The organism is Aerosakkonema sp. BLCC-F183, from assembly GCF_041929145.1.
Lineage (GTDB): Bacteria > Cyanobacteriota > Cyanobacteriia > Cyanobacteriales > Aerosakkonemataceae > Aerosakkonema.
Genome location: NZ_JBHFNU010000068.1, coordinates 91,919 through 115,583, shown reverse-complemented (window position 1 = coordinate 115,583; position 23,665 = coordinate 91,919). Strand labels below are relative to the sequence as shown.

At 40.5% G+C, this 23,665-nt stretch carries 18 protein-coding genes; 10 read left to right on the top strand and 8 right to left on the bottom strand.

All coding sequences use genetic code 11. The annotated features are described in order from the left end of the window. Positions 1–36: 36 nt before the first annotated feature. Entirely contained in the window at positions 37–1,479 is a 1,443-nt protein-coding gene (locus ACE1CD_RS20555; RefSeq protein WP_374794746.1) for a TniB family NTP-binding protein, read from the top strand. On the opposite strand, the gene ACE1CD_RS20550 is transcribed toward ACE1CD_RS20555, so the two are convergent. The 6 genes from ACE1CD_RS20550 to ACE1CD_RS20525 form a co-directional block, all read right to left on the bottom strand. Then, on the bottom strand, positions 1,436–2,023 hold the full coding sequence (locus tag ACE1CD_RS20550) for a hypothetical protein (RefSeq protein WP_374826089.1): 588 nt from the start codon (positions 2,021–2,023) through the stop codon (positions 1,436–1,438). The genes ACE1CD_RS20555 and ACE1CD_RS20550 overlap by 44 nt on opposite strands. Next, positions 2,023–6,858 (bottom strand): CHAT domain-containing protein, encoded by a 4,836-nt coding sequence (locus tag ACE1CD_RS20545; RefSeq protein WP_374794744.1) that lies wholly within the window; start codon positions 6,856–6,858, stop codon positions 2,023–2,025. The genes ACE1CD_RS20550 and ACE1CD_RS20545 overlap by 1 nt, the downstream gene beginning before the upstream one ends. Positions 6,859–6,912: 54 nt before the next feature. Beyond that, positions 6,913–7,674, bottom strand: coding sequence for a DUF1822 family protein (locus ACE1CD_RS20540; RefSeq protein ID WP_374794743.1), 762 nt, complete (start codon positions 7,672–7,674; stop codon positions 6,913–6,915). Next, on the bottom strand, positions 7,674–8,366 hold the full coding sequence (locus ACE1CD_RS20535) for a hypothetical protein (protein WP_374826088.1): 693 nt from the start codon (positions 8,364–8,366) through the stop codon (positions 7,674–7,676). The genes ACE1CD_RS20540 and ACE1CD_RS20535 overlap by 1 nt, the downstream gene beginning before the upstream one ends. Before the next feature lie 135 nt (positions 8,367–8,501). Continuing rightward, positions 8,502–8,747, bottom strand: a complete 246-nt coding sequence (locus tag ACE1CD_RS20530) for an HNH endonuclease (protein ID WP_374794762.1) — start codon at positions 8,745–8,747, stop codon at positions 8,502–8,504. A gap of 266 nt (positions 8,748–9,013) precedes the next feature. Further along, positions 9,014–9,331, bottom strand: a complete 318-nt coding sequence (locus tag ACE1CD_RS20525) for a hypothetical protein (protein WP_374794740.1) — start codon at positions 9,329–9,331, stop codon at positions 9,014–9,016. A gap of 287 nt (positions 9,332–9,618) precedes the next feature. Here ACE1CD_RS20525 and ACE1CD_RS20520 point away from each other — a divergent pair, with 287 nt between their 5' ends. The 3 genes from ACE1CD_RS20520 (at position 9,619) to ACE1CD_RS20510 (ending at position 10,925) form a co-directional block, all read left to right on the top strand. Further along, positions 9,619–9,846 (top strand): hypothetical protein, encoded by a 228-nt coding sequence (locus tag ACE1CD_RS20520; RefSeq protein ID WP_374794739.1) that lies wholly within the window; start codon positions 9,619–9,621, stop codon positions 9,844–9,846. Between the two features lie 100 nt (positions 9,847–9,946). After that, positions 9,947–10,720 (top strand): NADAR family protein, encoded by a 774-nt coding sequence (locus ACE1CD_RS20515; RefSeq protein WP_374794738.1) that lies wholly within the window; start codon positions 9,947–9,949, stop codon positions 10,718–10,720. After that, positions 10,689–10,925, top strand: coding sequence for a hypothetical protein (locus ACE1CD_RS20510; protein ID WP_374794737.1), 237 nt, complete (start codon positions 10,689–10,691; stop codon positions 10,923–10,925). Before ACE1CD_RS20515 ends, ACE1CD_RS20510 begins: the two co-directional genes overlap by 32 nt. Before the next feature lie 54 nt (positions 10,926–10,979). Here ACE1CD_RS20510 and ACE1CD_RS20505 read toward each other — a convergent pair whose 3' ends face one another. Next, the gene (locus tag ACE1CD_RS20505) at positions 10,980–15,758 is read right to left on the bottom strand and encodes a hypothetical protein (RefSeq protein WP_374794736.1); all 4,779 of its coding nucleotides are present in this window, start codon (positions 15,756–15,758) and stop codon (positions 10,980–10,982) included. Positions 15,759–15,774: 16 nt separating this feature from the next. Here ACE1CD_RS20505 and ACE1CD_RS20500 point away from each other — a divergent pair, with 16 nt between their 5' ends. The 5 genes from ACE1CD_RS20500 (at position 15,775) to ACE1CD_RS20480 (ending at position 22,417) form a co-directional block, all read left to right on the top strand. Beyond that, positions 15,775–16,101 carry a hypothetical protein gene (locus ACE1CD_RS20500; RefSeq protein ID WP_374794735.1) on the top strand — a complete coding sequence of 109 codons (327 nt, stop codon included), beginning with the start codon at positions 15,775–15,777 and terminating at the stop codon, positions 16,099–16,101. Between the two features lie 637 nt (positions 16,102–16,738). After that, the gene (locus ACE1CD_RS20495; protein WP_374794734.1) at positions 16,739–17,443 is read left to right on the top strand and encodes a hypothetical protein; all 705 of its coding nucleotides are present in this window, start codon (positions 16,739–16,741) and stop codon (positions 17,441–17,443) included. A 267-nt stretch (positions 17,444–17,710) separates the two neighbouring features. Further along, positions 17,711–19,420, top strand: a complete 1,710-nt coding sequence (locus tag ACE1CD_RS20490; protein WP_374794733.1) for a DEAD/DEAH box helicase — start codon at positions 17,711–17,713, stop codon at positions 19,418–19,420. 32 nt (positions 19,421–19,452) lie between these two features. After that, positions 19,453–20,496 (top strand): hypothetical protein, encoded by a 1,044-nt coding sequence (locus tag ACE1CD_RS20485; protein WP_374794732.1) that lies wholly within the window; start codon positions 19,453–19,455, stop codon positions 20,494–20,496. Positions 20,497–20,641: 145 nt separating this feature from the next. Continuing rightward, positions 20,642–22,417 (top strand): Rieske (2Fe-2S) protein, encoded by a 1,776-nt coding sequence (locus ACE1CD_RS20480; protein WP_374794731.1) that lies wholly within the window; start codon positions 20,642–20,644, stop codon positions 22,415–22,417. 227 nt (positions 22,418–22,644) lie between these two features. On the opposite strand, the gene ACE1CD_RS20475 is transcribed toward ACE1CD_RS20480, so the two are convergent. Beyond that, a complete protein-coding gene (locus tag ACE1CD_RS20475) occupies positions 22,645–22,776 on the bottom strand; it encodes a hypothetical protein (protein WP_374794730.1) in 132 nt (43 codons plus the stop codon). A 168-nt stretch (positions 22,777–22,944) separates the two neighbouring features. Here ACE1CD_RS20475 and ACE1CD_RS20470 point away from each other — a divergent pair, with 168 nt between their 5' ends. Next, positions 22,945–23,583, top strand: a complete 639-nt coding sequence (locus ACE1CD_RS20470) for a hypothetical protein (RefSeq protein WP_374794729.1) — start codon at positions 22,945–22,947, stop codon at positions 23,581–23,583. The last annotated feature ends 82 nt before the right edge of the window (positions 23,584–23,665 follow it).

The following is a 23,665-nucleotide window of genomic DNA, read 5'->3' as shown; positions in this document are numbered from 1 at the left end:
TGCTCAAATTTCCAAATGAGGAAGGGGAAGCAACAAATGAGCCAATCGGAAGTAGACTTACCATTTTATCTATGGGAAATGCACCACAAACGAATTCTGGAAGTGGGTGCAGTTTCCCAGTATCGCACTTGGTTAGCTGATAAATTAGCAACAGGTTCGCACGGTATCTGTTACGGCGATACTTATATTGGGAAATCAGCGGTGACGATGGATTTCGTGCAACGCCATAGCGGAGTATCGCAAAGAAAGGCGATGCAGGCTGTTCCAGTGATTTACCACCACCCGTGGCCAGCAGGAACTTACAAGTTCAGCTTGCAACAGATGGCTTTTGATATCTTTCCGTGGGTTAATAATGTAGGTTCGATCTGTAAGCGCTTCAACGGCAATACGACCTATTGGGAAAAGAAGCTCGTAGAATTGCTATTAGCTGCCTCTACTCGTTTAATCGTGATAGATGAGGTGAGCCATTACTCACAAAAAGTAATGGAAAGGCTGTTGGGATTTTTAACAGAAACAGTTCCCCATATCGGGATTGTGATTATCGATTACATACCAAAAATTCAATGGCGGATGTCGCGGGAACCGCTTTTGACGCGATGGTGCGATCGCTTCCTATTTCCTAAGCTAGAATTAATAGAAGCAGTGCAAGTTTGTCAACAATGGGAAGAAGAAGAATTGGGTTCTAATTACCTAGATTGGGACAGTGAATGGGGACAGCAAGTAGCGGCTGCTTGTGAAGGACATATTGGTACTTTGCTTCACATATTAAATAGTGCTTACCGAGATTTTCTTTTCCAAAAAGCTGAAACCAGAGTAGAAATCGAGCAAGGTAATAGTGAAGAAGAGGAACGCAATACTTTAATGAGTTGGGATGAATATGAAACCCAACGAGAAAAAGTATACGAGGCGCGTGGTAGTGTAACTTTTAATGGGGAAATCGATATTCCATCTCTTTCAAAAGCATTATTATCAAAGGCTTCTGAAACTTTAGCGCGTTTCCGAGAACCAGTATTTGCACCTCATGTTTCTCAAGAATTAGTATCAGAACTCGACGGAGATACTGAGGCAGCAATTATCGTTCATACGATTCGATCAATGGATTTAGACGTAATTCTAAGCGTCCCCAAAGAATATCAACCAAACGATGAATATGCTTTAGCAGAGCAGCTTCCCATTTTACTATTTGATGTTGACAATTATATTCATCCAGTTTATTATCACGAAACTGTAGCCAAGCTGGGAATTACTGCTAAGGAGATCGCTTCTTTAATGAACTGGTTTGTGGCTGACAAGTATACGCGGGATGGGCGGCGCTATCTCGATACTGCTAGAGCTAAAAAGAAACTGCGAAAATTGGAATCTATGGGCTATATAGCAGTTAAGCCTGGTTCATCTCCGGCTGCTTACATTAGTTCTGAAGTTTTTCAGGCTATTGTTAAACGAACCAGGCTAGATTTAGATTCAACAATTGGAAATTAATTAGAATTCTTTCTTCTTGGGAAAGACCTGGATAACCAAACTCGGCTGTCTGTGAGGTACTAACATTTTGATTTCCTGCATTCAAAATATTTTGACACGGTGCCCAGATTACGAGCGGAAACCAAGCTTCTTCCCAAGCATCATCTCTGGTTAGCCAGGGGGATTTTGGTTCTCCTAATTTAGCTTTTTCTAGAGCATCTAAAAACAGTTGTTCAGTTCTATATTTTTTGATTTCTTTGCTGGCTTCATAGAAAATAAAATACTCGTTTTTAGTTTCGCCAATAACGTACCCATTATAAAAGCGCCAGCGCTTAAGATCGGTCACAAAAACCAGTCTTTCTGAGTTCAAATCAGAGGTATCCCCTCTCAAGCAATCCCCATCGCCACACAAGTCCTGCCAAGCATCTGAATGGCTGATAACGTTACCACCGGGAGTATAAACTTCCCATTCAGCCAAGCCGATCGTAGCTACTCCTTGGTTTGGCACTAAGCAAAAACCAATAATCAAAGTTATAGGTAGAGAAAATTTATGTAGGATTTTCATTAGCCCCGACCAGTACAAATAAAAGCTGCCCAGAAAAAAGGATGTGAAAAAGGATTTAATTGCTGGCAAAAATATTTCAAGTTTGTCAGGGATTCGTAAATCACTTTACCAAGGCGATCGCATCGCTTATACTCTTCATCCCATTGTTGATATAATTCAGAGCTAGGTAAATAGCCATCCCGTTGTTTTTTAATCTCTTTACGCTGGATTTCAGATATTTTTAATTTCTGCCTTAAAAGTAATTCTAACTGTAGTTTGTAAACATTATTCAGTTGTTCACCAGTAAGATTACGCAGACTAACTTGAGCTTGCCTGAGAGCTTCAATTCGATTTAAACCTTGTTGTCGATACTGATAGTAAAATATAGAAAACAGTGCCGTTGCTAAATCATCAACTGACCAGAGTGTACTAATAACACTTCTAGCGCCAGCAGACAAAAATCCTGTTGAGAAAGTCAAGATATCGTCAGTTATTTCAGTTATACCTAAACCAGTTTCGCAGCAAGATAAAAATACATCTGATAACTGAGGCAACCGCCACCCAGGAGTCATTAACTGACCCAAAGTAATACAGCCATCTCCTAAAATCAACATAGATTCTAACGGATTATCGAGACGCGAACTAGCATGATGGCTAGAGTGAAGAACTTCAACCCTTTGCGCCAGTTTTTGATACTTACTCACCGTAGCTTCTTGACGACCTTTTAAGCGTCGATTATCTGGTATATTGTACAAAGCCGCTAGTTTTTCACCTTCAAAACTAGCATAAGGTAAATCTCCTGTAGCATCTTCCACAAGCCCGTATTTTAAATTATTTCCTAAAGAAGGACGCTGCTGACAAAATTCCAAAACTTGGCAGCTTGGAGTATAGCGAATCAGGAACTTATCTCCTAAATATTCACCGTCTGCAATGGGTAAGGCAGCGAAAGGAATCTGGTGAAGTCCCAAATGAGGAACAATAATTAGTTCGGAAATCTCATCTAAATGCTGCGCTATCAAGTCTTTAAACTTTAGAAATTCGGCTAATTCAGCTAACATAGAGCTAAATTTTTCTTTCCAAATCTCTTTATTTTCAATATATGGTATCAACCAGTCTGCTAAAACTTTTCTCCCCAAAGCATTGAAGGTTAATTCCTTGCAACCATGCAAACTAATCTGGTTTTGTTTGATAACGAAGATATGAGTAGCGTTGATAGTAGTATAAAAGCTCAGAATTGCAGTATTAGGCTGGTCAATGAGTTGCTGTATAGATGATAAGTTCAGGGAGTTAACTTGGATTTGACCAGCCAGCACTGGATCGAGGCGGCGAATCTGTTCCCATACCAACTGTTTTTCAGCTTCTAGAGAAGCTATAGTTTCGTTATAAGCTTGTATTGCCGCACGTTTTTGTTGATTATAGCCGATTTGATTTCCCTCAAAATTGCTGCTAACATAATGACGCTCTCTTTGGTTGTCAATCTGCTGTTGTAGTGCTTCAAACTTTTGCAAGTATTGTTGGATTTCAATAGGAATTTCTCCAGATGAGTAAAGATCATTACTAGCTATCAAATCAACAAGTCGTTTAGAGCGAGAACGCTCTACATATTCAATGGCTTTATCTAATTGTTTATTATTAATACAGGCTTGGACTATGTTTTGGTAAATGTCGATCGCATCTGTCAAAATCTCTTGACGACGAAATTCGGAAGTAGCCCAAGTACGGCTGGTTTCTACAGCTTCAATAGCGATACTGTATCCTTCGATCGCTTCTGTCCATTTCCTCAATGAAAATGCCAAGCTGCCCAGATTTCGTCCCGTGATGAGACATTGTTCGGGAAAAGCAGTGGGTGTAAAAACTTTTAAAGCTGACTGATAACAAGCGATCGCCTTTTCCTCTTGCCCTTGAAAACGATAAGTATTTCCTAAATTCATCTGGGTAGTAGCCCATTCTTGGGGAAATTCATCGAAGGTAAGGATTTCTAAAGCAGCTTGGTGGGCAAGTAGAGAGTTTTTTAGATTCTCAACTGCATTTCCTTTCTTCCGATGAAGATAAGCATTGCCCAAATTCATTTGAACGCCAGCCCAATCTCTGGGAAAAGCTTCTTTAGTGTAAACTTGTAAGGCGGCGAAGTTGGCAGCGATCGCTAGTTCCAAATTTTCTACCTCATCGCCTTTTAGCCGCTGTCGATAGGCAGATCCCAAATTCATGTGAGTTTGTGCCCATAGTTCGGGAAAATCTTCACGAGTACGGATTAACAAAGCATTTTGATAACAAGCGATCGCTAATTCCAAGTTTTCCGCCTTATCGCCATCAAGTCGATCGCGATAAACAATACCCAAATTGTTTTGAATTTTTCCCCATCCTTCCGGGAATGCTTCACGGGTGTACACTTCCATTGCTGCCATACCAGCAGCAATTGCCAATTCTGCATTTTCTAATCGATCGCCACGAATCCGATAGCCATAAGCAATTACCAGATTACTTTGAATCTCTGCCCAAAGTTCTGGAAATGCTTCGCGGGTACGACTCTGTAAGGCGTTCTGCAAATGCGCGATCGCTTTTTCTAAGTTTTCTGCTGTATCGCCTTTAACTCGACGGTGGTAAGCATTACCTAGAAAAATTTGGCATACAGCCCATTGTTCTGGAAATACTTCATGAGTTAACACCGTAGAGGCTACCTCGTATCCTGTAATGGCAATCTCTAAATTATTTGCCTCTTTACCTTGGGTTAATTCCTGAATAATAGCACTTAAAGCTACAAGAATTGCAGCAAAACCTTTTGCATCCTCTGGTGGCATCTCAGACAGCATATCTGTTGTCTTCAATCGCAATATAGTAGCAAAGCGTTCATCTAGCTTGTGTTTGTTTTCTTCTAGTAAAGGGTATAAACCTTCAGGATTTTTTTGATTTTCTAATATTGCTTCAAATAGCTGCATTTGAAATATTCCTCGCAGCGCATTCTGAACGTTTTCCCATTGTTCGGGAAAAGCTTCTTTAGTAAAAACAGTAGCAGCTATTTCATAACCTGTAATAGCAATTCTAAAATTAATTGCCCGTTTGCCTTGTGGAAAATGCCAAATCAGATTACTAAAATTAAAAATATTTGCAGCAACGTTAATAGCTTGGAATGATGCCATCCCTCCTAAATTTTTTTCAAAGTTCCGCAATTCCTGAACGAATTCATCGTTTAATTTATTGATGTTACTTTCTAAAATTTGATAGAGTACTTCTGGTTTTGAGTCATTTTCAGCAGTTGCTTGCAATATCTGTCCGATAAATTCTAACTTTGAGTAAATCTGTTGAATTTCATCAGTATCTAAAAGTTTTAAAAGTTGTGGAGAAGCAGAGCGTTCAGCATATTCTCTGGCTTTATCTCTCTCTCCATTGAGAATACAAAAAACTACCATGTTTGTGTAGACAAACACCTCTTCGGGAATTTCTTGCTTGTGGACAACAGTACCAGCCCAACGGCGGCTTTGTTCAACAGCTTCAATTGCAATTGCATAACCTTCAAAAGCTTCTGCTTTCATGTCAGCAGCCAAGGCTACTTTGCCTAAATTCAATCCAGTTTTTATGCAATCTCTGGGAAAATTGGTGGGAGTAAAGACTTGCAAAGCAGAGCGGAGACAGTCAACTGGCTCAGTAATTTGACCTGTTTCATAATAGGCATTTCCCAGACTGCTTTTTGTGCCTGCCCATCGTTCAGGATAATCAGAAATGGTATAAACTTCTAAGGCGTTAATATATGCTGAAATCGCTTTTTCTAGATTCTGTTGTTTATTACCTAAAATCCTTTGAGTGTAGGCACTACCAAGGTTAAACTGGCTGCTAGCCCAATAATAGGGAGATGCAGATCGAGTACGCACTTGTAGGGCAACTTGATAGCAAGCGATCGCCTTCTCTATATTCTCTGTTTTATTACCCTGAATTCTGGAAAGATAGGCATTCCCCAGATTATTTTGAAGCATACCCCAAAGTTCAGGAAGTTGAGAGCGGTTAACAACTTGTAATGCTGTTTCATAGCAAGCGATCGCCTTTTCTACATTATCCCTTTTTTCTCCAACAATCCTGTCATTATAAATTAGACCTAAATTGTTTTGTATTCTCGCCCATTCTTCCGGGAAACTATTACGGGTATATACTTGCAAAGCTTGCTCACAAGCCGATTTTGCTTTTTCCAAATTATCAGCACGATTTCCTCGAATCCTATGGCGGTAAATAGGGGCTTGATTTAATTGGTTTTTTGCCCATTCTTCGGGAAATTCATCCGGGCTAAAAACCAATTCAAAAAACTCGCATCCTATAAGAGCAACTTCTAAGTTGAGCGTTCTATTCCCAAAAGGACACTGCCAAAGGTGATTGCTAAAGTCGCCTATTAGTATTGCTAGGTTATGTAAAACTTCAGAGGATTGAGAATGTTTTATAGAAAATATCCAGTGACGAAACTGCTCAACAAAATTATCATCCAGTTTATCTAAATAGGGAGATAATAGTTTGTAAAGTCTTTGCGTATCCCCCCTGTTTTCCGCGAAAATTTGAAATATTTCTCCTAAATAAGATGGGATTTCTATGGGGTTTGCTTTTAGGGATGGTTCCTTAATAGTATTTTCTTGGTTAGTAACACTTCTCTCAAAAAAAGGTTCTAAAGGCAGGCGATCGGCAACGTAGTTTAAATAATCAGCGTATTGTTGATTACCTTGCTGTGCCATCATAGTAGCTATTTCTTTCAGAGCTTGCACTAACCCATCATCGATTAAATTTAGGTTAGCCATCATAATTTTTGACGGTTCTCCATTCCGACAGGTTAATAGCTGGTAAATCAACTGGTGATAATCTTCGCGTCGTTTTGAATTCATTGTTGTGTTTTTTTTGAGAGAGCGTTATATATAAGTCAGCGTACCGAGGAAAAATTACGCAGAATTACCCCAAATCTCTGCTAATTTTTCTAGTAGCATCTCGGCTAAATCTTGTAATTCGCTATCATCTTGTTGCATTGTTTCGCGAGTAGCATCAACAGCGATCGCATCTCCAGCTAATATTTCTCCCCCGGCGTACCGCCATTCATACTCGTCGCGAGTTCGATAAATGCGTTCTAACTGAGTAACAATATCACTCCAAGATTGCGTTTCTATCTGAGAACGCACCTGCACTGCTACTGGATCGTCTGTTTCTAGAAAAGCGATCGCATTTTCCAAGCGAGTAATTTGTTCGCTCAGAGCATCGATAGGCATAAGTTCTGCTACTGCTAATAACTGGGGAAGATTTAACGGATCTTGACTTGGCGCAAATCCCAATAGTTGTACGGAGTCTAAACTCTCTGTAAATTGCACGGCGACATAGCCTATAGGATTTTCTATTACATCTGATGATAAAGAGATAGTTGTTTCGCCTGGTAAAACTGGACAACACTCTAATTTACCTATCTCAGGAATCACTAAATCAGCTACATTTGATAAAGCAGTTTTTACTGGATTCCAGCTATCTGAACTATTCAGATCGGTTTCAATTTGCAACCATTTTAAGTAGGTATAAACTGCGTAAACAGATAAAGTATTCAAATAAACTCGCTTTCCTTTATTAACTGTTGTTTGTACAGCCGCCAATTGTCGTGCTATTTCGTGTACTTCAGGTTCTAGCATCACCCTTAGCAAAGGTGTTTCTGTACTGTTCATTATTGTTGCTCCTGTTGGTATCCCAAATTTTTAGCAATTTCTTGTAGCAGCGGTTGGCATTTTCTCTGCCAATGAGAATTAACTGTAGTGTATTTAATATTGAGTTCTCTGGCGACATCTGCAAATTTATCTGGAGGTTCTTTTAGTACTCGTCTCTGGCTGAGAAATTGACAGTTACATTCAGGGTAAGAGCGAGGATAGCTATTTTTAAGTTTTCCTTCTGGATCTTGCTCGATGTATAACTCTAATTCTAACCCTATACGTTGAGTCGTTTCTTTTTGGGCATTTTCAATTAAACTATCCAAACCGCTGAGTGTAAAAGCAGGTATTTGATCGAGTAGAGTTTTTTCACCAGTGTCTTCTTGAATCGGAGCATCTAAGCTAATTTCAGCATCTTTATCTGGAGAATACAAATCTTTTATTCGCCAACGGAGGTAGCCGTTAATCCAGTTTTCTAAACTCTTTGAAACTGAAGAAGAACGTGGCTGAAAATTAGCAATATCACGGCTGACCCACTCTAAGGTAAGGTTTAGTGCAGCCGGATAGTTTGGGTGAGAAGATCTGACTAATCCAGGGAGTTGCTGAATTTCCCGCAGTAAATGATTCATAGCCGATCGCCATTCCCTCGTTCGTGGTGGAGATTGCTGTAACTGAGTAATTAAATCAGTCAGCCGTTTATCCAAGTCACTCATACCATTGTTCTATTGTTTTAAGACATTTGGAGACTATTTAATTTTTCATTTTATCATCATGGTATAGAAAATTGACAAACATCCCCCAGCCCACATCAGAAATTGCTTTCGCTAGGAAGTGGTGAGCTATTGAACTTAGCTCAACTTCCTGTTGCATAAGTTTTTTCTAGGTGGAGGTAGAAGGCTGTTGCCTCGCAAGTTATTACAACTAAAACAGGCCAAACGTAGGTTCGATAGTGCATTGGAACCTCCCAAGCTTTTGGGAATTAGATGTTCGATGGTTCTTTCAGATATTGTCATCTGCTTACCGCACCAGCAACAATAGTTTCCATAGAGGGAAAGTAGCTGCCGTATCTTGCTGCGTTTGGAAGAGGGTGACATATTAGCCATAGTTACACTGGCCGAATTTGAGTATTTTTAAGGTGTTCGTTTACGTATCAGACCAGTGCAAAAAAATTACGCAGAAATTTTCGAGGTCAAGAAATCTTTGTCAAGGAGAACTCATATTTGCAAGTGTGGGTTCGCCTAAGACCGAGACTGGAATGTTGCTATCGTAATTCTGAAATGACGCTGTGTGGTCAAAAGTAGTTGGTTGCATCTGAGGTGGAGACGCTTCGACAAAAGGATGAGGAGAAATTTTCTGGGTATCACCAACGGGTTTTGACCACACCCCTCGCGGGGCATTGCGGTTGAATTGGGTGCAGCAGGGGCAACGGTTTATGTGACTGGGCGTACCACCCGGACTCAGCGCTCGGAATACAACCGTCCTGAAACGATTGAAGAAACCGCTCTTCAATTGGCAATCCGAGTGCCTGCACCCGCGCTAATATCCGCTGCCCCCATGCTTCATCCAGAACAGAGGGGGTGAACACAACGCGCGAGGGTATCCACAAACGCGGCTTGGGCTGGGTTGTCGATCCAGTAGCAAGGGAGTGGGTCGCTTCCGCAGAAGTCGATCGAGTCAAAATCGATTCTCCACACTAGGTCTACCTTCCATTGTGATTTCATCTCGAATGAAAAAATATCTCCACTTTGGAGATATTTTACTCTATCTAAAGCAGTGTTTTACATATTTCTTGTAACTAAAAATTAGTGATAAATTTTGGATTCGTTACTATTACGGCTCATTTAATTTCAATCAAATAAAACTGGATTTATCTAAGCAAAAATTTGAATCAATTACCAATTTTAAATAGAATCAGCACTTTTGGCTCTGACGAGCTTTTAACTGTGATGAATTGGGGAAAATCCCATGATTACTATTACGGTTTCTCACCATGCTGCTAACGTAGTTGGAATCCTTTCGCAACGTGCTATTAAGACTCTCAAACAAGCCGAGTTTTGTGTAGTCAAGCAAGAGGGCGATTATGGATTCACGGGAAGCTTGACGATTCCATTATTACCTGAAGAAGGCTTGACTTGGCAAGGTGTGAAAAGCTGTTTAGAAAATTCTGGATATCAAGTGTTAATAGTTTGTTAGTTTTCACAAGTCTATCCTGGCATGGCGTAAGAGCCTGCCGGGATTATTTTTTTATTAGGCTGTCGCCCATTCAATAAGAACAGTTCAATTGAGCAAAACTATGACTGAGTGGATAAAAAACTGGTTTAGCAACATGGAAAGGTTAGACAATCCTATCATTGTTGATGGGATTCAGTACCCAACAGTGGAAAACTTCTACGCCGCCTCCAAAACTTTGGATGTTCAACAAAAGCGTAAAATTGCCACGCTTACACCATCAGTCGCTAAAAAATATGCTCATACTATCCCATTACGTTCTGATTGGGAAGAAGTTAAGTTTGCCATCATGCTTATTGGATTAATGCAGAAGTTTTATCCTGGCACTAATTGGCACAAAGAATTGATGGAAACAAGAGGAGAAGAGTTGCTGGAATTAAACAACTGGCACGATACTATTTGGGGCGTACCAGCTAATATTGCTCCGGGGGGTCAAGGAAAAGCTATTCCAACTGGGCTACATGGAAAAAATTGGTTAGGGAGATTACTAATGTTTATTCGCGATGAACCATTGCTCTGGCAAAACTTTGCTAATAATTTAGCTTACGGGGATAACCAAGAATATTTGGCGAAAATTCAGGTATCGTTAGTGACTAATCCTAATTTTCCTCCCGTACCTAATATGTCTAGGCTGACGGGAAAAATCATCGATAATGCTACTCTACCTAGCCAGCGCTTGAAAGTAGTTATTAGTGGTTCTCGTAGGGTCACACAATTACCCGCAGAAGCGATTACCCGCATTGAGAAAATTATGGAACTCGGTGCTAAAATTTTGATTGGTGATTGCTTTGGGGCAGATTGGAGGAGTGCAAACTTTTCTCAAACAAGCTGGGTATAGCCGAGTAACTGTTTACCACACAGGCGCTTTACCTAGAAACAACGCTGGATTTGTTAGCGTGGGGGTTAATGGTTCTTATATAGACCGAGATCGCATAATGTGTTCTATTGCAGATTATGGTTTAGCGATTCTCAAGAATAACTCTCCAGGTACGCTCAAAAATATCCAAAGAATGCCTGGGAAAGTTCGAGTTATTCGAGTTTAGAGCATCACCAAACAATATTAGCCTAAGCAACAAGCTTAGGTTATTTTTTGGATTTTATCTGTCAATTTCTAGATTCTTAGCAGAGATTTTACCCAAGTTCAGTTGATTAAGTCTGGCATCGACTAAAGGCTTAACTTTAGAAACAAAGTGTTCGACTTCTTCGGACTTAAGACCATGTTTTTGTAGTTCCTCTAGGCTCGACGCGATCGGCAATGGCGTATAGCTACCACCCTCATATCTTACCCGCATTTTGGGAACCTCTGAGTCAGTAGAACCATTGTCATAAAGTGTCAGTTCAGATTTAGCTTTATCCCAAACAGCTGTGTTAGATTTGCCAATAGCTTGAGCGCCAGTGGGAGTGGGTTTACCTTCCAGGTAAAGGAAGCTGTGGACAATTTCTGCGATCGCCTCTGTGCGCCGTGCTTGTAACGCCTGAGCTTTGTTATACTCCATTTGTAGAGCCACACCAGGCGGTATAGGAACCACGCTAGCAGCATCATAACCATTGCTTTGGGAGACTTGTGGCATTGCTTGGTGGTTGTCAGGTGTCACCGGGGGGTGGGAAGACTGTGTATATTGTTCTTCTTGTTGTGCGTAAGCAGACTCAACTGACTGCACTCGGTCATCTACATCTACTTGTCTATGTTGTGGTTCCAACTCTACTGTTGAATCAGTAGCAGAACTATACAAGAGAGTTTCCGGTAATTTAGGCATCGATTCAAGGCGTTCTAGATAAGTATTAGATTCTCCTGAAGCCTGAAGTAGTTCGCCACATCGCTCAATTAGCTGTTGGTAAACCTCTGGTTTTACTGAATCTGGTTTAATGAATAGAACATCGTAACCCCGTTGAGTTTCTGACCAAACTAGAGCCTCGTCAGAAGCTTGTTGCCATTCTACTCCCTGTGCAGAAAGCCAACGTGAAGTGACATCACTCAATCTTTGGTCTACTGATAATCCTAAAGCAGGTTGTTCTTGTAGTTCCCCACTGGGGGTTTTCCACTCGTGGTCTTCTTTAGTAAAGAGTAACGTTGGTAATTGAGTTAACTTAGTGCGAAATCCACGAGAAATTTCGAGAAGCTCTGAAGGAATTTGTGATTTTTGTTCCGTTTGAATTAGCTTTGTCCAAGTCTCTGGGTATTCCACACTCTCTGGGTCAACAGTGATAGTTGCCGTGGTAGAATTACTGGTCAATATAGCATTCTGAAAAGTTTGTCCCTCAACCAATAATCCAGCTTTTGAGAGAGCTTCTTTGCTTTCTTTTTGGGTCAGGACACCCAAAATTTTCCCATCTACTAGGATAGCAGGTTCAGGCTTAAGCTCTTTAAACCCCACAGTCACAGTGGCTTTTTGGTTATTGAAGGCGCTTGACCAGAAAGACTTTCCAACTTTATTAATGCGGAAGGAGTTACCATTAGCAGTAGTAGCAATAACGTGGGAACCAAAGCCTTTTCCCCGACTATTAAGTGTGACATCAATAGTTTTTCCATCTACCAACCGACCTGCTTTTTCTATGATATTGATAGAAGCTTTATCCAATTCTCCCAAAACTTGATTCTCTACTTTAATTACTGGGATTGGTTCGGGTTTAATCAAAGCAATTGTCAATGATACTTGTTCACCCCTCCAGGCTCTGTCGGCAAAGCTATGCTGTTGAATTTTACCGATTTGAATGGGTGTGTTAATTCTCGGATGATTTAATTGAACTTGAATAGTATGGCCGGGGTCAGGATTAACAGTGGCTAGTGCTTTTGTTCCTATGGGTAAATGGGCGCTTCGAGACTCTATGGGAGCAAATTCTTTTTCTTCAATAAATACTAAGGGACGATTGTAACGAGGATGTTCTACTGGTAAATCCTGACGCACTTGGATTTGTACTGGTAACAAATTATCCTGGTTCCATTCTCTACCAAAATGTTGATTAGATTCGGCAGCATTAATTCCGGTGACGGTGAGTTTGGTGAATTGAAGTTGAGCTAGTTTTTCGATTACTTGTTCGGGGAAAGCTGCAAAGGAAAAGTTGGATATTTTATATTCTTGACGAGAGGTAGCTTCTGATTGCTCATTAGGCTTTTCTTCAAAACCTCTGCTTGTTCCTAAATGCCAGCAGGCAGATGCCATTGCCAATTTTTGCTCTTCGGGAATACTATTGTTAAATTCGTTTAGGAAATCATAGGCTTTTTTAAACATCAGCTTTACCTGTCTTTGTGATAAAGGTGATGCTACTTCTACTTTTACGTTGGGACTAAGCAATCCTTCACCTGACTGAATTTTTTTTAGAGCAGCTTCGTTCAAAGTTTCTTTGAGTATTTGGCGTGAATGTTCGCATAAATTTCCTAATAATACAAATTTTGGGCTACCATCTTTGTTTTTTTCACCTTCTACTTCTGCCAAAACATTCCAACGATGATGCTTATGACAATTTCTAGCTTGATTTTCGACTAACTTGATATTTAAATTCTCCAGTCGTTCACCTATTTTTCTCAAATCCCCCTTCTCCCCAAACAAGGCTGGGTGCTTGTATTGAGTTAAGTTACTAACTTCAATTTCCATACCTTTTTGAGTGAGGACTTTCAGCACTGGGCCTTTTTCGGTTTTTAAGCGTTTGTTTTGAATTGAGGCGGCGTTAAATAGTTCGTCGAACTTGACTTTATTAGCCTCAGCTTGTTTGAGTTGTTCTTCTGTATAAGTAGAGGGAAATAAGTCTCGGAACTGGACTGTGGGACGTGATTCTAAAGGGTTGGCTTCATAGATTTCATTCACAAGCTGTATCATTAGTTCTCTGGGACTTAAGCCGTTAGTCGAGATTCCTGATTCTCGAAAAACATCATGTTGTTTTTTGGATTTAATGTATTCGACATTTCGATGCAGAAGTCGGGAATTTTCCTTAACTACATCTAAATCGGGAGCGCGGTTACTTTTGAAAATATCTACTGCTATCTGATTTTGATATCCTGCTTCGCCAACCATTTCGTGGTACATTTGACGATTCAGCAGTAGCGCTTGGTTAATCAGTTCTGGGGTTAATTTTGTTTGATTGGCTATCTGGGCAAATTGAATAATATAATCTCGGTATTGAGGTTTAACGGGGATAAGGTTTTGGCGATTGTTCTCTTGGCTAATCAATTGGTTGTAGTGGTCACCGACTGTTTTTACATAGTCGATTTTTTGGGAAAGATTTCCGTATTCTTGTAGGAGGTCTATTTCTGATTCTAAAGCTTCTATGGCTGTGGCATGGTTGTTAATTACGCCGACGGATATTCCATCTGACATGAAGATTGCAATTTCTTCAAAGGTTTTATCTGGGGGGAATGATGCTTTTTCTTCTTTTTTGATGGGTGCGTAAGCGTTTTCTGGTAGATTTCGCTTTTTCACTTCTTGAGTGAAGTTGGGGTATTTAGTGGCTATTTCTGTGCCAATTGTGTCACCATCAAAGTCTCTGCCTTGCCGTTCTGATTCGGTTTCTGCTGGCACAATTTCATCTGTTTCGATACCTTTGGCTTGCAATGCTGCAAGTCTTTGGGCGATTCGTTCTCTGGTTTCGTCATTGACTACTACAACACCGACTAGGGGTTTACCGTTGGGGTCTAGTGCGTCGGGAACGTATTTATTTTTTGAAATGCACATCCCGTTGGAGTTAAGATATGGTGAGCGAAAGTTTAATATTTCTTCGCCTTCTGGAAATCTCATATCACAGATTTCGCCATTGATTAAGTCTTTGCTGGGGATTATCATGGCGCGATTGAACTTGATGGTTTTTCCTAATGCTAAATCTCGCCATTGATTTTGCATGAAGCGTTCTAGTTCGTCTACTATTTTTTGGGATGATAGTAGTTGGCAGTGACTTTCTAGGTCGGCTTTAATTAGACGGTACATTATGGGGTCTTGTTGTGAGGCTGTTTCTGATTCCGAAATGTCGTTTTCTTCGGAATTTTCTTCTAGTTGTCGATTTTTTTGGAATTTTTCGTAGGCTTCACAGTAACGTTGTGCTACTTTTCTGGGGTCTTTTTGAATGGCTGCTAATTCTAAAGCTTCTTGTTCGATTTGGCGGAGGAAGTCTTTGATGCCAAATGGCGCACAGTCTAGGGTTTGGGAGATGGCAACTAAGGAAGGTTGGGAACGGTCTTTTTCTCCTATGAATACCATTTGGTTGGTGTATAGTCCAGGTCGAATTGGGTGTTTTTTTTTGTCTCCTCCTTTGAAGGATGATGTGGGTATGATTAAGTCTATCTTGGTGTTTAGTTTTTCTTTTATTGGTAGTTCGTTAAGGCTCAATGGTGCTACTGTTCCTTTGCCAAAGCGATGGTCTAGTTCTCCGCCAAAGCATCCTAGTCGATGTTGAATTACATGGGATACAGTTCCACTGAGTTCTGTTGCTAGTTCTGGTGATATTTTGCCGTGACAGTCTCCTACTAATCGCCAAGCTATGTCGTTAGGGAGTATGTCTCCGTTTTCGCCTGTGATATCGTCTACAATTAAAATATTGATCGGATGTTTTATAGCGTTTTGGCAAGCGCCGATGAAGATGCTGCCATAAGCACCTCGGTCTTTTTGGTCTGGACAAATTGCTTGTATTGTTTCTAAGTATTGGGGAGGGCCATATACTAATCGACCGCCACTAGAGAGTAGTAGAATGTGGTTTTCTGGATGGTTATATAAATCTTCTGGCGCACTGTTTTCATCTATGTGACCGAAGGAGAAGTCGTTTTTTGCGTCTGGGAAGAATGCTTCTAGTAGGGTATTTTGGAGTTCTTCTGTTAAAATACCACTGGGGTCTGATGGATTTTCTATCCATTGGTTTAATCTGGTATCGAAGTGTTTAAATTGTAGTGTCATGGTGGTAAATAGATTTATGAATTCTGATTTTTTGGGACGGTTTGATAGGGAGTTTGCTTTGGATGAAAAGCTGGGTGAGGATTATGTTGAGGGTTTGGTTGTTCAGGGGTATTCTGATGACCAAATTGTTCGGCAGGCTGAAGCTTTGCGTAATGGCACTCCGTTGGATGAGTTGCCTTTAGGTATGGATGCTGAAGATTATTATGACTATCTCACTGGTGGTTTTGATTCCTTAGAAGACGCCTATGACAAGGAATATGTAGACCAACTTAACCGGGAAATAAACGATCCTAATTCGCCAAACTATGTACCACATAACCCCGATGCAACCATAGATTTTTGAGTTTGAGAGCGGCCTAGAAAGGCCGCTTTATTTTTACGATATTGCTGTGGTGGTTGCGAGAACAGGGTGCTGACTTTGATATAAGTGGGTTCAACTGCCAACTGGGTATCGAAAATTGACTGATGTTTTTCGAGATTTTCTGGATGTGCCTTCATGGAAAAATATGAAAACTAGAACTTATTTCAAACTGACACTAGAGCTTTAGTTTCCTCATCTTGCACCAGATGGATATCTTTTGCGACTTTCGACGCAGTTGAAATTTTGCTATAGCTAAGCTAATTAGATTAATCAATAAGTGGTTTTAATTGATTATTTCCGTTATCAAACACATCGCTAAACCAGGCCAGCTTCCTGTAGTAGGATACCTTCTATGCCTCTAGGCATAGCCTATAATACTTATTTCAATTGCTTTCTAAACCACTAGATGTATAGCCATAATCTTCGTTTTAGTTCAAATCGTTTTCATTTAAAAATTAACTATTAATAAAACTTGCTTGTAATTCTTATGGCATAGTTGATTTATATCTGTCGAGATAAAGAAAAGGTATAGAATTATTCTAAATTATTCCATCTAACGAAACATGGTTAAATTTAGAAATAAATGAGATAACTAAATAAAGTGAATGAGGAATATATCATGGGCATCAAAACCACAGAAGAACTCTTGGCCTTATTGGAATCCAAATTGTTTAGTGGCATAAAAGACGAAAAACCAGAAATCGAAATTTCATATACTGCCTATAAATTAGCAGTAGATTTTTATGAATTAGTAAATGCAATCTGGGAAGGCGAACACACCAACCAAACTATTAGTTATGAAGAACTTAAGGAAATTGTGTGGGAATACCAGAGGCAACATAAAATCAGCGGAGTCATCATAGAAACCGTACAGTTGGGAAATAAAACTTACCGATTTCCAGTTGCACTAAAGGAACTATTGGTTCTCGAAAGCGACTTAGATATACTAAAAGCGGCAGTACCGCGAGTAATAGAAGCTTTTACCGAGTACGTTAATAGCTGTCCTATCTACTTATGCTACACCGCCTATGACAAGTGGGATGCTGAACACCACATTGAAACAACTCTTGAATATATTAAACACGAAGCGACATACGCAGACTGGGCAGAAATTAGAGTTGACGACAATACAAATGTATCCTTATCTTTGGGATGGGGCAATCCAAATTCATTAGTAGATTTAGATGATTTAGAAGGAGACGAAATCGCCTTTAAAGCTATTACTGCGTGCGATTGGAGTATTCACCTAAAAATCAAAGGAATCTCTGAAATTAAAGGAGAAATAATTACTATTTCCCAAGAAGAAGATTTTGACTTTTTCTGATTTAGCCCTACTCGATCGCAATCCCCTAAAAATAGACCTTGAAAATGTTGAATTGTAAAGGGTTAGTGGAAGTTGTATTATAAATCTGTGTAACCTCCACTACCCTGGCATAACAAGCGTCTACTGCCGCTATACAGAATCAAACCCAAAAATCCCTAAAAAATTTTTTGGGTTATTATTATTTATTGTTTTCCGCCTCCGAAAATATGAGATAATCCATATTTATAAATCTCTATCTAAATAATTCTACCCACTCTATACATCCAGATGGACAACCTGTACACCTTCAAATTCAACCGCACCTCAACCTTAACCTCTCTTTGTGAAGGATTAATTGACCCAATTGAATATTATGAAGCCCGAAAAGAACTATTTTCCCTATCATTAATGGCAGATTACGACCAACTGGTATGTCTACCTGCACTCACCAAAATCGACAAACACTGGTATCAAATAGAAACTGCCAGAAAAGTCCTCAGACAACTAGGAGGACGCGCCTTACTTGCCGATGAAGTAGGATTGGGGAAAACCATCGAAGCAGGACTCATTTGTTGCGAATACCTCGCCAGAGGAATGATTCAGTCTCTATTAGTTCTTACTCCAGCTTCTCTCGTCTCGCAATGGCAATCGGAATTATTAGAAAAATTTAATATAGATACCGTCACCACCGACGACACCGGACGCCAATTTCCCCCAGAAGAATTCTGGGCTTCACATCACCGGATTATCGCCTCCCTCCACACCGCCAAATCTCCCAAACATTATGCCCACGTTACTCAAAGAAATTGGGATTTGGTCATCGTTGATGAAGCTCACCACTTAAAAAATCGTACCACGCTCAATTGGAAACTTGTCAACGCCCTGAATAAAAGATTTATTTTAATGCTTACCGCTACCCCCGTTCAAAACTCTTTAGTAGAACTGTTTAACCTTCTCACCCTCCTGAAACCGGGCTTATTAAAAACTGAAGCTGCATTTAAAAAAGAATACGTTGATTCTAAAAACGGACGAGTTCCTAAAAATTCCGAAAAGCTGCGCCAGCTAATGCGAGAAGTAATGGTACGGAATACTCGCTCTTTGGTAGACGTGAAATTACCTAAACGGTTCGCTACTACCATCACAGTTACTCCTTCTGCTGGCGAACAGAAACTCTATCAAGATCTCACCGAATTTTTACGCTCTTGTGAGCCAAAATTAGACAAATTATCGACTAATAATCTTTTAATGAGAGCGGGTTCTTCCAGTCGCGCCTTAGCCGAAACCTTGAAAAACTTATCTCAAAGATTACCTGACGAAGAATGGAAAACTTTTACCAGACGCGCCGCCCAAATCAAACAAGTAGAAAAAGCCAAACGATTGGTAGAATTATTAAAACAATCTAACACCAAAACTATCGTTTTTACTACCTTTAAAGCCACCAGTAGTTACTTAGCGGAAACTTTCCAAGCGGCGGGGATTGCTTTTGCTGAGTTCTTAGGAAGTATGTCTCTTAAAGAAAAAGATGCTGCCATAGACGCTTTTAGAGATAACGTTCCTGTTTTGTTGGCATCCGAAACTGGTGGAGAAGGACGTAATATACAGTTTGCTTCGGCAATTGTCAACTACGATTTACCTTGGAATCCAATGAAAATAGAACAGCGTATCGGCAGGATTCACCGCATCGGACAAACTCAGGATGTGTTTATCTTCAACTTTTGTCAAAAAAATAGCATAGAAGAATATATCTTGCGGATTCTCCATGATAAAATTAATATGTTTGAATTAGTAGTGGGAGAAATAGAGACTATTCTAGGTAATGTAGATGAGGAATTTGATTTTAGTGAAGCTATTGTCGATATTTGGTTAAAGCATCAAGCTCCATCAGCCCTAAATACAGCTTTTGAACAGTTGGCTGATGAGTTAATTAAAGCGAAAGATAAATATCGAGAAACCAGTGAATTAGAGTCTCAAATATTTGGGGAAGATTTTGAAGCTTGAACAGTTAGGAGCGATTCGAGAGGTTAGGTGCAATGAGTTCAGATCCAATTCTTAAAACTTTAGCAAAGCTTGTGGAATTACATGAGGGAGTAGCAGAACTTACTGAGTCACAAACTCTGAATGTATTGCTAACAGATAACATCGCCAAAGCTTTGTCGGTTGAGCCAGAAACTACTTTCAGTACGAAAGCAGATATTGCCGATACCTATTTTGTTAGCTATCATTCAGAACTACTGAATAAGTTTGCTTCCCTGTTGGGATGTAGAGGAAGTATTACTGCTTTAGGGGTAAAGTACGATGGCTATTTGAAAACTACTGGTTTTGAAAAAATAGTAGATTCTAAGATAGTACCGCAAAATGGGCTAATTCGTTATCTGTCAGCTACTCCATCAATTACTCGTTATATTTGGTGTCACGTCGCTTATACGGCTAATGCTGATGAAAAAAGAGTTGGTATGGTTGATTTTATAATTAACGAGTTAACGGGGGTAACGCCTGTAGAAATTGGTAATGCTTTATTATGGACAAGCGATAGAGTTCCGGTTGATAGTGATACTGTTAAACCAGAAATGTCGCCAGATGAGTTATATAATCTGATTGAAAATACGGCGGCTAAATTGATTAAAACTGAATTGACTAACTGGTGTAATAAGTTAAGTAGAGCTTGGCAACGTGATGAAGAAAGGCTGAATAGTTATTATGGCTCGATTAGTCAAGAGATTCGACGTAAAATTGAGTCTAAGGGTTTAGAAGGTGAGGATAAGGAAAAAGAATTAGCACGGATTGAAGCTACTAATAGAGAATTGTCCAGAAAAAAAGCTGATGTAAGGGAGCGTTACGCTATGCAAATAGAAGCTTATTTGCATAGTGCGATGATTATCCATTTACCAACGGTACATATTAAATGTGAATTGGTTAGGAAGAAGTCTAAACGAACTGTAACGTTGGTGTGGAATCCTTTTACTAAAAATATCGAACCTCTACGTTGTGAGATAACGGGAGAACCTGTTTATAACTTTTATTTAGACGATCGCGATGCTAAAATTATTTCGCCAACAGTTTGGGCAACTTTGTAGTGCATCCGAACAAAAATTTGCTACCAGCAGATAAGATAATGTAACGGTTTCAACGGTTTGGCCGATACGAGAAAGTAAAAAATTTACTTTACAAACTTGCTCTCACTTGCTTAGGATAGTTTCTAAAAGAATTTCTTTATAAATTATGACGTATACTTCAGACAGACCAAATTCTCTGCTGCGAGCTGCTTCTTTGGCAGAACTTCAGGAGAAAGGGCAATTACTCATCCGCCTTAACCAACAAACTATTGCGCTGTTTTACAGCCACGATCGCGTTTATGCGATCGACAACCGCTGTCCGCACATGGGCTTTCCGTTGCACGGTAGCGTGTGCAAAGATGGCATCGTCACTTGTCCGTGGCATTACGCACGCTTCGACTTAGCCAGCGGTGGCACTTTCGATTCCTGGGCAGATGATGTGCGATCGTTCCCCGTACAGGTTCAAGATGGAGAGATCTGGATCGATCTCGCACCGCAAATAAACCCAAAAGCCCATCAGCAACAACGATTACAGGATGGTTTGTCACAAGGTATTTCACTGGTAATTGCTAAGTCAGCGATCGCTCTTTTAGATTTGGGCGTAGAACCAACAGAACCGTTTCAGGTCGGTTTAGCCTTTGGTACTCGTTACAACAAAGCTGGATGGGATACCGGACTGACTATGCTTACCTGCATGATGAATATCATGCCTTATTTAGATGAGAGCGATCGCCCCCGTGCTTTGTATCAAGGACTGTCTGCCGTTGCAAGAGACTCTACCGAAGCACCTCCGCATTTTCGAGTGCATCCTTTACCTACTGCTAATCTTGACTTTCCTACCCTAAAAGCTTGGTTTCGTCAGTTTATCGAACAGCGCGACCGGGAAGCGGCAGAACGCTGTTTGATGACAGCCGTACAATCGGGAATGAGCCGAATTCAGATTGCCGAAATGTTATTTGCGGCTGCAACTGACCATCGCTATCTCGACGTGGGTCATGTGCTAGATTTTATCAACAAAGCTCTGGAAGCATTGGATGCGATCGATTGGCAAGAAGCAGAACCCGTGCTGGCAAGTTTGGTAGCTCCTTTAGCAAATGCAACGCGGATGGAGGAATCAAGTTCTTGGCGTTATCCAGTGGATTTGGTTGCTATTGTTTTAGCTGCATTTGAACAATTACCAGCTGCGTTGGAATCTGGACAATTGCAACTAGGAAATTGGACTCAACCGACAGAGTTGGTATCTGTTTTGTTAGGCGATAATCCCCAAGTGATCGCAGATAGTTTGTTGAATGCGCTGCGATCGGGTTGTACGGAGGTACAATTAGCCCAAGTTGTTGCTTATGCTGCTGCTCTAAGAGTCGCTCGCTTCAATACCAATAACGACCACGGAGATTGGAACAGCGCCCATCATCCTTTTACCTTTGCTAATGCGGTACACCAAGGTATCCGACGAGTACCAACAGTCGAACTATTGCGCGGTGTATTCGATGCGGCAATGAGCGTATATCTGAATCGATTTCTCAATGTACCACCTGCTCGATTACCGGAACCAAAAGATACTATTGTCGATCCAGAATCGTTACTCTCTAGCTTACCAGAACTGCTCGATCGCCAGCAGCAAGTTAACGAAACGGGACGATTGGTAGCACAATATCTCTACAGTGGTGGTAAGCCAGAACGTTTGATGGCGATGCTGGCCAAACTGATGTTACGAGAAAACCGGGATTTTCACGTAATTCAGTCAATTGAAGCTGCTTTCCGACTGTATACTCAGTTGGCAGATCCATTAGAAGGTGTGCTTGTGTTGGTGGCAACGGCGCGGTATTTGGCGGCTCATGCACCAACGATGCGATCGCAGGAACAAACTTATCAGATGGCGTATCGGTTGCATCGAGGCGATCGGTTGTTTGAAGAAACAGATGAGTCAGTTGGCGACGGCTAACGTTGACCGATCTGATAAGCACAGCGTTGTTCTCCGGCTATAATATGCTCAACACGCTGAATGTTGACCTCATCTCCCAGCACTGATTGAAAGGTTTCTAGTTCCTTGGCGCACAGTCCAGTACAAGCTGTTGCTGCGGCGCAAATGGGACAGTGATTTTCTACTAATAAAAACGATCCCTCTGCAATAGTTTGGACTTGTGCTATGTAACCTTCATTGGTGCGAATTTATGCTAACTTATTTAAACGTTGATTGAGCGATCGCTTCCCTTTGAGTTGCTGCTTGTAAGCTTCAATCTGTTGCTGAGCGCGAATTAAGAGCAAACGGTCTAACCCTGCTTCACCAAAGGCTTCTTTCACTGAATTAAGTAGGTGTTGAATCACCTGCAAGCTTGTCACGCTTAAAGCGATATAGTCGTAATATAATTCGTCAATTTAATGCGGCTGGCTGTACTGCTTCAAGACCAGGTAGGCAATAATCAAATAGTATTCAGATGAGATTTATTTTATATGGATTCGGAGAAAAAAATGAAATGTAGATTTCTATTTCGCTTGATGTTAAGCTTGACAGTTTTTAGTATAGTGCCTTTACCAATTTTAGCACAGTCTGAAGTATATCTGACACAGCGATCGCAAAATCAAGCGCAACTACCAGCTAATGCTAGATTAACTCAGGCACAAATTCGACAACTTCGCTCTCTTGGTATTAGAATAGTTGTTCCTAGCTATGTACCAAGGGGATTTCGGATAGCCAGTGTCCGGGCAGAATTGCAACCATCTTGTCCTCCCAGATTCAGAAGTCAGTGTACTCAGTACGCCATTATTTACAGAAATTCAGCTAATTATTGCTTTGCTATTGAGAGCGTAGGCGACGGTATTGGTGACGCTGTTGAGCGGGAAAATCACATTACAGTTGATACTCGGATTTTGGGTCGTACCACTTTGTATTATGGACGGTATCAAGATCCAGAAATGCGGCAAACATTTCCCGAATCCGATTTGTATATGGAATGGGTAGGAAGTGGCCCTTTCTACCGATTTACCGGGGCTGGTCTTGTCCGCCAGACTTATTATGGTGAGAGACTTTCCCAACCTGTCGCTCAATGTCGGCATAACATCAGTCCTCAAGAAGCAGCCAAAGTTATTAGATCTTTTTCCTTTTTATAATCCTACAAACTAGATAAAACTATGAGCTTATAAAGAGGTGATAATATTCTAATTAGAAATAATTTTAATAAAATTTTTAGAT

What these genes read in the sequence shown, in the direction of transcription:
- ACE1CD_RS20555 (WP_374794746.1), top strand. Translation starts at nt 37, where the DNA reads ATGAGCCAATCGGAAGTAGACTTACCATTTTATCTATGGGAAATGCAC.
- ACE1CD_RS20550 (WP_374826089.1), bottom strand. Translation starts at nt 2,023, where the DNA reads ATGAAAATCCTACATAAATTTTCTCTACCTATAACTTTGATTATTGGT.
- ACE1CD_RS20545 (WP_374794744.1), bottom strand. Translation starts at nt 6,858, where the DNA reads ATGAATTCAAAACGACGCGAAGATTATCACCAGTTGATTTACCAGCTA.
- ACE1CD_RS20540 (WP_374794743.1), bottom strand. Translation starts at nt 7,674, where the DNA reads ATGAACAGTACAGAAACACCTTTGCTAAGGGTGATGCTAGAACCTGAA.
- ACE1CD_RS20535 (WP_374826088.1), bottom strand. Translation starts at nt 8,366, where the DNA reads ATGAGTGACTTGGATAAACGGCTGACTGATTTAATTACTCAGTTACAG.
- ACE1CD_RS20530 (WP_374794762.1), bottom strand. Translation starts at nt 8,747, where the DNA reads ATGTCACCCTCTTCCAAACGCAGCAAGATACGGCAGCTACTTTCCCTC.
- ACE1CD_RS20520 (WP_374794739.1), top strand. Translation starts at nt 9,619, where the DNA reads ATGATTACTATTACGGTTTCTCACCATGCTGCTAACGTAGTTGGAATC.
- ACE1CD_RS20515 (WP_374794738.1), top strand. Translation starts at nt 9,947, where the DNA reads ATGACTGAGTGGATAAAAAACTGGTTTAGCAACATGGAAAGGTTAGAC.
- ACE1CD_RS20505 (WP_374794736.1), bottom strand. Translation starts at nt 15,758, where the DNA reads ATGACACTACAATTTAAACACTTCGATACCAGATTAAACCAATGGATA.
- ACE1CD_RS20500 (WP_374794735.1), top strand. Translation starts at nt 15,775, where the DNA reads ATGAATTCTGATTTTTTGGGACGGTTTGATAGGGAGTTTGCTTTGGAT.
- ACE1CD_RS20495 (WP_374794734.1), top strand. Translation starts at nt 16,739, where the DNA reads ATGGGCATCAAAACCACAGAAGAACTCTTGGCCTTATTGGAATCCAAA.
- ACE1CD_RS20490 (WP_374794733.1), top strand. Translation starts at nt 17,711, where the DNA reads ATGGACAACCTGTACACCTTCAAATTCAACCGCACCTCAACCTTAACC.
- ACE1CD_RS20485 (WP_374794732.1), top strand. Translation starts at nt 19,453, where the DNA reads ATGAGTTCAGATCCAATTCTTAAAACTTTAGCAAAGCTTGTGGAATTA.
- ACE1CD_RS20480 (WP_374794731.1), top strand. Translation starts at nt 20,642, where the DNA reads ATGACGTATACTTCAGACAGACCAAATTCTCTGCTGCGAGCTGCTTCT.
- ACE1CD_RS20470 (WP_374794729.1), top strand. Translation starts at nt 22,945, where the DNA reads ATGAAATGTAGATTTCTATTTCGCTTGATGTTAAGCTTGACAGTTTTT.